We start from the raw sequence: 12,037 nt of genomic DNA on the forward strand, positions 1-12,037 counted from the left end.
ATGGCAATGTTATTTCTATTTTTGATGATAATTGCGTTCATGTTGGTTGGTGTACCAATCGCGATTTCCTTGGGTTTGTCGAGCGTTCTATTTTTGCTGATGCACTCTGATGCTTCTCTGGCATCCGTTGCACAAACGCTGTTCAACGCCTTTGCTGGCCATTACACATTATTAGCAATCCCATTCTTTATTTTGGCCTCTAGCTTCATGTCTACGGGGGGCGTGGCAAAGCGTATTATCCGTTTTGCTATCGCGATGGTGGGCTGGTTCCGCGGCGGTTTAGCGATGGCATCAGTTGTGGCATGTATGATGTTCGCTGCGTTGTCAGGTTCTTCACCGGCTACGGTAGTAGCGATCGGTAGTATTGTTATCGCGGGCATGATCAAAAACGGCTACTCAAAAGAGTTCGCGGCAGGCGTTATCTGTAACGCGGGTACACTAGGTATCTTGATTCCACCGTCAATCGTTATGGTGGTTTACGCAGCGGCAACCGATGTATCTGTCGGTCGTATGTTTCTAGGTGGCGTTATTCCTGGCCTGCTGGCGGGTGTGATGTTGATGATTGCTATCTACATTGCGGCGCGCATTAAGAAAATCCCGGCACAGCCATTTGTGGGCTGGGGTGAGATGTTCGCAGCAGCGAAAGATGCGAGTTGGGGCTTGCTGCTGATTGTTATCATTCTAGGTGGTATCTACGGCGGCATCTTTACTCCAACAGAAGCAGCGGCAGTTGCCGCGGTTTATGCGTTCTTCATTGCTAACTTTATCTACAAAGATATGGGGCCGTTTGCCGACAAAGAGAACAAGAAACCAGCCTTGGTCAAAATCGTTCAAACCTTCGTTCATAAAGACACCAAAGACACGCTTTATGATGCAGGTAAGCTGACTATCATGTTGCTGTTTATCATTGCTAATGCTTTGATTCTTAAACACGTGCTAACAGAAGAACGTATTCCTCAAATGATCACAGAGTCTATGCTTTCTGCAGGCTTAGGACCGATTACCTTCTTGATCGTGGTGAACGTCCTGTTATTGATTGGCGGGCAATTCATGGAGCCGTCAGGCTTGCTGATCATCGTTGCCCCGCTAGTATTCCCAATCGCAATTGCTCTGGGTATCGACCCAATCCACCTTGGTATCATGATGGTGGTGAACATGGAGATAGGGATGATAACCCCGCCTGTGGGGCTCAACTTGTTTGTGACCGCAGGGGTCGCGAAGATGTCGATGATGAATGTCGTAAAAGCCGCACTGCCATGGGTTGGCGTGATGTTCTTATTCTTGATTATCGTAACTTACGTGCCTTGGGTATCAACATGGTTACCGACTACGTTGATGGGACCAGAGATAATAACCAAGTAGTGGGCGGTTTACCTACACGGTTAATCTAACAAACGGTTCTATTATCAATACAAAGAACAGCGATAGATGAAGAGTTACACTTTTTCATCTATCGCTTTCTTTTTCCCGCGTCTTATTGTACCGCCTAAACGTCTGTCATAGCCTTTCCAGCGTACTTTTTTATTTCTTCGCTCGTGTCCAGATCTTCTTTCTACTTCATAATGGTCATCAATCAGCACCGTATCTACAATGACAGGAATGATCGTTTTTTTATTCATATGCAAATTATCCTTAAAGTCGATATATGAATTATGGAAGAGGAACCTTATTTCTGCCAGTTTCGATGTACATTCAAATCAAGCTGCGGTTTGCGCTTTGTTTCGTGGCTTGTTCCTTTTACTTCGAGATCTATTGTTTTATTTAAAATTATCTTTGTCGATTTGATAACGCTGCATTTTGTCGTAAAGCGTTTTTCTAGGGATATTTAATTGAGACATGGTTAATTTTATGCTCCCTTCATTCTCAATCAACGCTCGCTCGATCACGGCCTTTTCGAACTCTGTTACTTGGTCCGATAGGCTAATACTGGCATCTGAGTGGATGCCTGAGTTCGCACCATTCCCCAGTTGAGCTAATTTCCCTAGTAAGGTGAAGCGTTCAGCGCTGTTACGTAGCTCACGAACATTCCCTGGCCAGTCATGAGCTAAAAGTGCGTGCAGTTCCTTTTGTGGAAGGGCAGGGGCTGTCTTGCCATAACGCGCTGCAGCGACCAGTAAGAAGTGGTGGAAGAGTGCTGGGATATCTTCTTGGCGGCTTCTTAGTGGTGGTAAATCTAATGTAACGACATTGAGGCGATAGTAGAGATCTTGGCGGAAAGTACCTTCTTCAGCGGCTTTCTTAAGGTCGACTTTAGTTGCCGCAATCACCCGAATATCTAAAGGGACTAAACCGTTTGAGCCAACCCTTTCGATGACACGCTCTTGCAAGACGCGCAACAGGCGAATTTGTGCCTGCATCGGCATGGACTCAATTTCATCTAAGAATAGTGTCCCGCCTTGAGCAAATTCAAATTTACCCACTCGCTTGCTTTCTGCGCCAGTGAACGCGCCTTTCTCATGTCCATAGAGTTCGCTTTCAATCAGGTTCTCAGGCACCGCACCGCAATTGACGGCGACAAAGTTTTGTTCTCGTCGGCTGCTCTGTTCATGCAGTGAACGTGCGACCAACTCTTTGCCTGTGCCAGTTTCACCAAAGAGTAGAATGTCAGCTTTAGTGTCTGCCACATGAGTGATGATAGAACGCAGCTCAGTCATAGATTGTGTATCACCAATGATTCTCGGACCAAGCGCTTGACTCGCTTTGAGAGAGCGTTTTAGTTCGAGGTTTTCGAGGGTCAGTTGACGTTTTTCAATTGCTCGTTTGGTCGTCTCTATTAGGCGTTCATTGGCGAACGGTTTCTCAATAAAATCATAGGCGCCGTCTTGGATGGCTTGCACTGCCATGGAGATGTCACCGTGACCAGTGATCATGATGACTGGGAGCTCTTTATCTTTGTGCATCAAGGTTTTGAGCAGATCATGCCCTGATATACCCGGCAAGCAAATGTCAGTGATGATGACATGGGGAAGGCCATCCGCTTGGATAGCGAGCAAAGCGGATTCTGCATCGGGAAAGAATTCAGCATCGATATCAGCGAGTTCGAAACTCTGCTCGATGGCCATTCTTAAATCGTATTCATCATCAATGAAATAGACGTGACACATAGTTATTCCTTTAATCTTTTATTCTTAATATTGGTAAGCGTGTAATGGTTTACTTGGCGACTAATCTGATTCTTTTGTTGGAACGATGGGTAACTCGATACTAAATCGAGCGCCGCCTTGTGGGCTGACTCCGGTTAACAGCTTTCCGTTGATTCCGCTGATTATTTGTTGAGAAATCGACAGCCCTAACCCAAGCCCATTCTTCTTCGTGGTGTGGAAAGGTTCAAAAAAATCACCGTTTGAAGGTGAAGAAAACCCCGGACCATTGTCATCGATATGAATAAGTAGTGTACTCGTTGTGTCTGCGCTTGGTGGTCGTATCTCCGATAAGATAGACAGTTGCTTGTCGTTTTGCTGATCCATTGCTTGAATGGCATTGGTCAGCAAGTTAATGACGACTTGTTCCAGTTGGATAGCATTGGCGACCACGCGAACATCAAAGGTATCGGGTAACTCATTAATTTTAACCCTCTCGCTCTTGAGTTGAGGTTTCATTAGTTCTTTTGAGGAGTGAAGAACCGGTAATATTTGTAACGTGTGTAGCTCTTCTGCGGTCGATTTCTTGGCAAAGGAGCGAAGTTGGTGACTGATTTTAGCCATTCGATCGGTGAGCGCTGAGATCCGCGACAAGTTGTCATCAACACGGTCGGTCTTTTCTTTGACGAGAAAAAGTCGGCCATTGTCTGCATAACTGCGAATAGCCGCCAATGGGTTATTAAGCTCATGACTGATGCTCGCTGACATCTGCCCCAGAACGGCTAATTTTGCGGCTTGTATGAGTTCGTCTTGAGTTTGTCTAAGCACGCGCTCTGTTTCGATACGTTGCTTGATCTCTATATGAAGCTCAGAGGTTCTTTTGAGCACTTGAAATTCAAGTTTCTGGTTCGCTTCAGACTGCAATCTGTCGATCTGCGTGCGCCTTTGTTGACGATGCGTATTGAGTTGTATCGCCAGATAAATGATGGCGAACACTAAGCTCAATACAACGAGGTAGGCGATCAAATCCCACCAGACTAAGTGGGTTGGAGAAAAGACCCTGACGGTCAATCTAGGGTCGGATAAGAAGCGTGAAGAGGTAAAGAACTGCTCCTTTACCAATTGATGAGACGACTTAATGCTGCTGGTGGCGCTTTCTAAATCGCCAGAAAAATGCAGACTCTCGATGTTGGTATCTAGATATTGTTGGCTTTCTTTAATGCGAGAACGTTGTTCTTCGTCCAAAGGCTTAAGGCTTTTGAACAACCATTCCGGATTACTCGACATAAAAACAATCTGATCTTTATCGTCAGCGACAAAAAAACTCTGCTTGCCTTTCCAACTGGCTTCAATCAAAGATAGATCCATCTTTACGACGATAACCCCAATAATTTCAGCGGCATGTGAGACAGGGTAAGAGTAATAGTAACCACGCTTTTCTGAGGTCGAACCTAACGCAAAATATTGGTTTTCATGACCAAGAATAGCCTGCTGGAAATAGGGTCGAAAAGCAAAATTACGTCCAACAAAAGAGCGTTGTTGATTCCAATTGCTGGCCGCAATCGTGGTGCCGATGCTGTCGAGTAAATACGTGTCTGATGCTTGAATGACAGTATTTACATGGCTTAGGTAGCGATTCGTGAGTTCAATTTGCGCAGAGTTACTGGGTGAATGCAGGGCATCAATCAACTCTTTGTCTTTTGATAATAATTCTGGAATGTGCGCGAATTTGTCGAGTTGGCTTGAAATATGGACCGAAAAGCGGTCGAGTTTGGATTGATGATCATTTAACAAACTTTGATGGCTGGTGTTCCATACCCAGTGGCCACCGACAATCATCAACAAGCTATAAGTGATCAACAATAAAACAGGCACTCTTAAAGCTTGAAACATGGTGGATCTCCGCTAAATCTGGGCAAAATCAACAAGCCTGCATTCTCGGGTTAGACCGTAAATAATAGCTATTTTTACGGAGATTTAAGAGTTAGCAGATCAGAATAGGTTAAGGCCTTGTAATGGAGATTGTTGAAAAAGTTATCGACTCTGAGGTGTAAAACAAGAGCAAGATCTCTTTTTAAGGTTTTTAGCAAAAAAAGCCCTCCATTCCCTTGAAAAAGTCGCTATTGTCCCCATTTCTGATGTGCTAAGCGATGATTTGATCGTTTTTTTATCATTTCGTTGGACGAATTTAGAGCATTCATCACCAACCAGAGGTGAACGGCTCGACAGAGATTAAACAGATCGCTAGAATGTCGCGTCTAAAATTTCTGTCCTGAGGCTAATCGGAGATACCTTTCTTGTTTCTGAAAACAAGCTTTATTGCGTTTTAATCGACGTGTGAAGAACGAAGATATCGCTGATTAGTCTGGTGTTTGGTTGAATAATCAATTCAGATATCAATGCTCGATTTTAAATTAGGTGTTCGGATAGAGCACTACACAAGAATGAAGCTAACAACGTCGGCTTTGAATAAAAGCTAAGTTACGGCTCATATGCTCAGATTACTGAGCCAGTTTTGAGGTTTATATAATGCAAGTTACTGTTGAAACGCTAGAAGGCCTAGAGCGCCGTCTTAATATTACTGTTCCTGCTGCTAACATCGAAGATGCAGTTACAGCTGAACTACGCAACATCGCGAAAAACCGTCGTTTCGATGGTTTCCGTAAAGGCAAAGTGCCAATGAAGATGGTTGCTAAAATGTACGGCCAAGCAGTACGTCAAGACGTGATGGGCGAAGTAATGCAACGTCACTTCATCGAAGCGATCGTTAAAGAGAAAATCAACCCAGCTGGCGCACCTACTTTCGCACCAGTTGAAAACAACGAAGGCGCTGACCTAGTATTCAACGCAACTTTTGAAGTTTACCCAGAAGTTGAGCTGAAAGGTCTAGAAAACATCACTGTTGAGAAACCAGCAGTAGAAGTTAAAGAAGCTGACGTTGAAGAGATGATCGAAACTCTACGTAAGCAACAAGCGACTTGGACTGAAGTTGAAACTGCAGCTGACGCTGGTTCTCGTGCAACTATCGACTTCGTTGGTTCCATCGAAGGTGAAGAGTTCGAAGGCGGCAAAGCTGAGAACTTCCCACTAGAGATGGGTGCTGGTCGCATGATTCCTGGTTTTGAAGACGGTATCGTTGGTAAAACAGCAGGTATGGAATTTGAAATCGAAGTAAACTTCCCAGAAGATTACCATGCAGAAAACTTAAAAGGTAAAGCTGCTAAGTTCGCAATCAAGATCAACAAAGTTGAAGCACGTGAACTTCCTGAACTAAACGAAGAATTCGTTTCTAAGTTCGGCGCATCTGAAGGTGTTGAAGGCCTTAAAGCTGAAGTTCGTAAAAACATGGAGCGTGAGCTTAAGCAAGCTGTTAAGAATCGCATCAAAGAGCAAGCAATCGACGGTCTAGTTAACGAAAACAACATCGACGTACCTTCTGCGCTAATCGATCAAGAGATTGGTGTTCTACGTCAACAAGCTGCTCAACGTTTCGGTGGCAACACTGAAGCTGCTGACCAACTTCCACGTGAGCTGTTCGAAGAGCAAGCTAAACGTCGCGTAGTTGTAGGTCTTCTTCTTGGTGAAGTAATCAAGACTGAAGAGTTAAAAGCTGACGACGAGAAAGTTAAAGCTATCATCGAAGAGATGGCTACAGCATACGAAGATCCAACAGAAGTAATTGCTTACTACGAGCAGAACGAGCAAATGATGAACAACATGCGCAATGTTGCTCTAGAAGAGCAAGCTATTGATGCAATTATCGCTAAAGCTCAAGTTGCTGATAAAGAAGTTAGCTTCAACGAGCTAATGAATCAGCAACCTGCTTAATATAGTAATATCTGACGTAGAAGGTTGACGTACGGTCAACAATTCTGCTAACAATGGTCCGTATGATTTAATCATTCGGGCCATTTATTTTAGGGACATAAGAATATGAGCTACCAAGAAAAAAACACAATGCCATCGATTATGGACGCACTAGTTCCTATGGTGGTTGAACAAACTTCCCGTGGTGAACGTTCTTACGATATTTATTCTCGTCTATTAAAAGAACGTATCATTTTCTTAACAGGTCAAGTGGAAGACCACATGGCAAATCTTGTCGTGGCTCAACTGCTTTTCTTGGAATCAGAAAACCCAGACAAGGATATCTATCTTTACATCAACTCACCTGGCGGTAGCGTAACAGCAGGCATGTCTATCTACGACACAATGCAGTTCATCAAGCCAAACGTGAGCACAGTATGTATGGGTCAAGCTTGCTCTATGGGTGCATTCTTACTAGCGGGTGGTACTCCTGGTAAGCGTCACGTGCTTCCAAACTCACGTGTAATGATTCACCAGCCACTTGGCGGCTTCCAAGGCCAAGCGTCTGATATTCAAATTCACGCGCAAGAGATCCTAACGATCAAACAAAAGCTAAACAAACTATTGGCAGAGCACACTGGTCAGCCTTTAGAAGTTGTTGAACGCGATACAGATCGCGATAACTTCATGTCTGCTGATCAAGCAGTAGAGTACGGCTTGGTGGATTCAGTTCTTAATCACCGCGGTCAATAATTGCAGGGCAATTGTTTAACGCAAAGTGATTCAAATTGATATACACTCAAGCATAGAGAGTTAAGGCTAAGAGGTTAGCGAATGACAGATAAAAGCAAAGAGGGTGGTAGCGGTAAACTGCTTTACTGCTCTTTCTGTGGCAAAAGCCAACACGAAGTTCGTAAGTTAATCGCAGGTCCTTCTGTTTACATTTGTGATGAATGTGTCGATCTTTGTAACGACATTATTCGTGAAGAAATTAAAGATGTTCTTCCTAAGAAAGAATCTGAATCGCTGCCAACGCCGCGTGAGATTCGTGAGCATCTTGACGACTATGTAATCGGTCAAGAATACGCGAAAAAAGTGCTAGCAGTTGCAGTTTACAACCACTACAAGCGTTTACGTAATGGTGATACGACAGCTGAAGGTGTAGAGCTAGGTAAGAGTAACATTCTTCTTATCGGTCCTACTGGTAGTGGTAAAACACTACTTGCTGAAACATTGGCTCGTTTCCTAGACGTTCCTTTCACTATGGCAGATGCAACAACACTAACCGAAGCGGGTTACGTGGGCGAAGATGTTGAAAACATCATCCAGAAGTTGCTTCAGAAATGTGATTACGACGTAGCGAAAGCGGAACGCGGTATTGTTTACATCGATGAAATCGACAAGATTTCTCGTAAAGCTGAAAACCCATCAATCACGCGTGACGTGTCTGGCGAAGGTGTACAGCAAGCTCTACTAAAACTTGTTGAAGGTACAGTTGCTTCAGTTCCACCTCAAGGTGGTCGTAAGCATCCACAGCAAGAGTTCTTGCAAGTGGACACGTCTAAGATCTTATTTATTTGTGGCGGAGCATTCTCTGGCCTAGATAAAGTGATTGAACAACGTGTAGAAAAAGGTTCGAGCATTGGTTTTGGCGCAGAAGTGCGTTCAAAAGATGAAGCTAAAACTGTAGGTGAATTGTTCACTCAAGTTGAACCTGAAGATCTCGTGAAGTACGGTCTAATTCCGGAATTCATTGGTCGTCTACCCGTGACAACGACATTGACAGAACTTGACGAAGAAGCTCTAGTTCAAATTCTTTGTGAACCAAAGAATGCGCTTACTAAGCAGTATGCAGCATTATTTGAAATCGAAGATACTGAATTGGAATTCCGCGAAGATGCTCTGCGTGCTATTGCTAAGAAAGCAATGGAACGTAAAACGGGTGCTCGTGGTCTGCGCTCTATCTTGGAGGGTGTTCTACTAGAAACAATGTACGAACTGCCATCTTCGACAGATGTAAGCAAGGTTGTGATTGATGAGTCGGTAATTAATGGTGAGTCAGAACCACTATTGATTTATAGCAACTCAGAAAATCAAGCAGCGGTTGCAGAGTAGGTCTTTTTTAGACAAGTCACTCAAATTGAAAAAGGAGGTAAGCAATTACCTCCTTTTTTTTATTCTTCCATTGAATCCAGTCGTTTAAGCCCCATATACTGCTTTATAAGTTAAAGCGGAAGAGAGAAATATATGAACTTGGAACGTTCCGAGCGTATCGAAATTCCCGTGCTACCTCTACGTGATGTAGTGGTTTACCCACACATGGTTATTCCATTGTTTGTCGGTCGTGAAAAATCGATTACTTGCCTTGAATCGGCAATGGAAGCTAACAAACAAGTATTACTTGTAGCGCAGAAAGAAGCGGACACTGATGAGCCTTCAATCGAAGACCTATTTAATGTAGGTACCGTTGCTACCATTCTTCAGTTACTTAAGCTCCCTGACGGTACTGTAAAAGTGCTTGTTGAAGGTCAGCAGCGTGCAAAAATTCACCAATTTAAAGAAAGTGAATTTTTCCTAGCAGATGCCGAATACGTTGTAACCTCAGAACTTGACGAAAAAGAACAAGAAGTGGTTGTTCGCAGCGCGATCAATCAATTCGAAGGCTTTATTAAGCTAAACAAAAAAATCCCACCAGAAGTTCTAACGTCTCTGAATGGTATTGATGAGGCTGCACGCCTAGCCGATACGATTGCAGCGCACATGCCACTTAAGTTGGTAGATAAGCAGCACGTTCTAGAAATTGCAGATGTGACTGAACGTCTGGAATTCTTAATGGGCCAAATGGAGTCAGAAATTGACATCCTGCAAGTTGAAAAACGCATTCGTGGCCGCGTGAAGAAGCAGATGGAGAAATCTCAGCGCGAGTACTACCTGAATGAGCAAATGAAAGCGATTCAGAAAGAACTGGGCGAGATGGATGACGCACCGGATGAATTCGAGACTCTGAAGAAGAAGATCGAAGACTCAAAAATGCCTCAAGAAGCTCGTGAAAAAACCGAGCAAGAACTGCAAAAACTGAAAATGATGTCGCCAATGTCTGCTGAAGCAACAGTAGTACGTAGCTACATCGATTGGATGGTTGGTGTTCCTTGGGCTAAGCGTTCAAAAGTTAAGAAGAATTTAGCGAAAGCGGAAGAGGTTTTGAATGAAGACCACTACGGCTTAAAGCGTGTTAAAGAACGTATCCTTGAATACTTGGCAGTACAAAACCGAATTAACAAGCTAAAAGGTCCAATCCTTTGTCTTGTTGGTCCTCCTGGCGTAGGTAAAACCTCTCTGGGTCGCTCGATTGCCGCTGCAACGGGCCGTAAGTACACTCGTATGGCTCTAGGTGGCGTACGTGACGAAGCGGAAATCCGCGGCCACCGTCGTACTTACATCGGTTCACTTCCGGGTAAACTGATCCAGAAGATGTCTAAAGTTGGTGTTAAGAACCCACTGTTCCTATTAGATGAGATCGATAAGATGTCGTCTGATATGCGTGGCGATCCATCTTCAGCGCTTCTAGAAGTGCTCGATCCAGAGCAAAACGTTGCATTCAACGATCACTACTTAGAAGTCGATTACGATCTGTCAGATGTGATGTTTGTTGCAACATCTAACTCAATGGACATTCCTGGCCCGCTACTGGACCGTATGGAAGTGATTCGCCTGTCGGGTTACACAGAGGATGAAAAGCTCAACATTGCTAAGAGCCACTTACTGGACAAACAAGTTCAACGTAACGGTCTTAAGCCTCACGAGATTAATATCGAAGATTCAGCAATCGTCGGCATCATTCGTTATTACACTCGTGAAGCGGGCGTGCGTAATCTAGAACGTGAAATATCTAAGATCTGTCGTAAAGCAGTTAAGAATATTCTGCTAGACAGCAGCCTTAAGTCCGTAACGGTTAACATTGATAACCTGAAAGAGTACTTGGGTGTTCAACGTCATGACTTCGGCAAGGCGGATGAGAGTAACCGTATCGGTCAAGTGACTGGTTTAGCGTGGACTCAAGTTGGCGGCGACCTACTGACTATCGAAACTGAATCAATGCCAGGAAAAGGTAAGCTAACGCAAACCGGTTCTCTTGGTGACGTGATGAAAGAGTCGATTCAGGCTGCGATGACTGTGGTTCGTTCTCGTGCGGAAAATCTGGGTATTAATTCAGATTTCTACGAGAAGCGTGATATTCACGTTCACGTACCAGAAGGTGCAACACCAAAAGATGGCCCAAGCGCGGGTATCGCAATGTGTACTGCACTTGTTTCTAGCTTAACGGGTAACCCTGTGAAAGCTGAAGTGGGTATGACAGGTGAAATTACCCTACGTGGTGAAGTTTTACCTATCGGTGGCTTGAAAGAAAAACTGCTTGCTGCACACCGTGGTGGCATTAAAACTGTCTTAATTCCAAAAGACAATGAGCGTGATTTGGAAGAGATTCCAGACAATGTTATTGCTGACTTACAAGTGATCCCAGTCCAATGGATTGATGAAGTACTTAAAGTCGCGCTAGAACGAGATCCGTCAGGGGTCGAGTTTGACGTGAAAAAATAGTGATGCGTAGCAAAAACTAGTAAAGAATTACGCTGATAGGCCCGAAAAGGCTTGTCAGCGTTTTTTTTGGACGCTAAGTTATTCCACTAAAGCGGCAACCCCTTTTGTAATAAGGCTTGCGGCTAAATTAAAACCAAAATGGAACGTACAGTCATCGAGAAGTAGTCACAGATGACACATAGGGGAAAAACAGTGAATAAAACACAACTAGTAGAATCAATCGCAGAAAACGCAGACATCTCTAAAGCTTCAGCTGGCCGCGCTTTAGACGCTTTCATCGAAGCAGTTGGCACAACGCTACAATCAGGTGATCAAGTGGCACTTGTAGGCTTTGGTACTTTCAGTGTTCGTACTCGTGCTGCTCGTACAGGTCGTAACCCAAAAACTGGTGAAGAGATCCAAATCGCAGAAGCTAAAGTACCAGGCTTCAAAGCGGGTAAAGCACTTAAAGACGCATGTAACTAATTTTTGTTGCTGAAACCTCGAATTTTGCGAGGGGAAGGCAGTAATATGCGTTTACTGTTTGAAAAATGATGTTTCATTCTTAGACA

Annotated in this window: 9 protein-coding genes and 1 pseudogene; 7 read left to right on the forward strand and 3 right to left on the reverse strand. The window is 44.0% G+C overall.

Annotated elements, in window-relative coordinates; genetic code table 11:
• The gene (locus ACMAZD_RS05215; protein WP_435248804.1) at nucleotides 1-1,362 is read left to right on the forward strand and encodes a TRAP transporter large permease; all 1,362 of its coding nucleotides are present in this window, start codon (nucleotides 1-3) and stop codon (nucleotides 1,360-1,362) included.
• A 74-nt stretch (nucleotides 1,363-1,436) separates the two neighbouring features.
• Here the strand turns inward: ACMAZD_RS05215 and ACMAZD_RS05220 are convergent, their stop codons facing one another.
• The 3 genes from ACMAZD_RS05220 to ACMAZD_RS05230 form a co-directional block, all read right to left on the reverse strand.
• Complete coding sequence (locus tag ACMAZD_RS05220; protein ID WP_435248805.1) at nucleotides 1,437-1,619, reverse strand: hypothetical protein; 183 nt, start codon at nucleotides 1,617-1,619, stop codon at nucleotides 1,437-1,439.
• Between the two features lie 138 nt (nucleotides 1,620-1,757).
• On the reverse strand, nucleotides 1,758-3,104 hold the full coding sequence (locus ACMAZD_RS05225; RefSeq protein WP_102350265.1) for a sigma-54-dependent transcriptional regulator: 1,347 nt from the start codon (nucleotides 3,102-3,104) through the stop codon (nucleotides 1,758-1,760).
• 60 nt (nucleotides 3,105-3,164) lie between these two features.
• Nucleotides 3,165-4,973: a sensor histidine kinase gene (locus ACMAZD_RS05230; protein WP_435248806.1), complete on the reverse strand. Its 1,809-nt coding sequence runs from the start codon at nucleotides 4,971-4,973 to the stop codon at nucleotides 3,165-3,167.
• Between the two features lie 160 nt (nucleotides 4,974-5,133).
• Between ACMAZD_RS05230 and ACMAZD_RS05235 the strand changes: the two are divergent.
• From ACMAZD_RS05235 to ACMAZD_RS05260, 6 genes and pseudogenes are all read left to right on the forward strand, one after another.
• Nucleotides 5,134-5,316 (forward strand): annotated as a pseudogene (locus ACMAZD_RS05235) (hypothetical protein); the annotation flags it as partial.
• 293 nt (nucleotides 5,317-5,609) lie between these two features.
• Nucleotides 5,610-6,908: a trigger factor gene (tig, locus tag ACMAZD_RS05240; RefSeq protein WP_435248807.1), complete on the forward strand. Its 1,299-nt coding sequence runs from the start codon at nucleotides 5,610-5,612 to the stop codon at nucleotides 6,906-6,908.
• Between the two features lie 105 nt (nucleotides 6,909-7,013).
• The gene (clpP, locus tag ACMAZD_RS05245; RefSeq protein WP_004736080.1) at nucleotides 7,014-7,640 is read left to right on the forward strand and encodes an ATP-dependent Clp endopeptidase proteolytic subunit ClpP; all 627 of its coding nucleotides are present in this window, start codon (nucleotides 7,014-7,016) and stop codon (nucleotides 7,638-7,640) included.
• Between the two features lie 81 nt (nucleotides 7,641-7,721).
• On the forward strand, nucleotides 7,722-9,002 hold the full coding sequence (gene clpX, locus ACMAZD_RS05250) for an ATP-dependent protease ATP-binding subunit ClpX (RefSeq protein ID WP_435248808.1): 1,281 nt from the start codon (nucleotides 7,722-7,724) through the stop codon (nucleotides 9,000-9,002).
• Between the two features lie 132 nt (nucleotides 9,003-9,134).
• Complete coding sequence (gene lon / locus ACMAZD_RS05255; protein ID WP_435248809.1) at nucleotides 9,135-11,486, forward strand: endopeptidase La; 2,352 nt, start codon at nucleotides 9,135-9,137, stop codon at nucleotides 11,484-11,486.
• A 192-nt stretch (nucleotides 11,487-11,678) separates the two neighbouring features.
• Entirely contained in the window at nucleotides 11,679-11,951 is a 273-nt protein-coding gene (locus ACMAZD_RS05260) for an HU family DNA-binding protein (RefSeq protein ID WP_004736083.1), read from the forward strand.
• Nucleotides 11,952-12,037 lie beyond the last annotated feature (86 nt).

It is taken from the genome of Vibrio sp. nBUS_14 (assembly GCF_051201655.1).
Classification (GTDB): domain Bacteria; phylum Pseudomonadota; class Gammaproteobacteria; order Enterobacterales; family Vibrionaceae; genus Vibrio.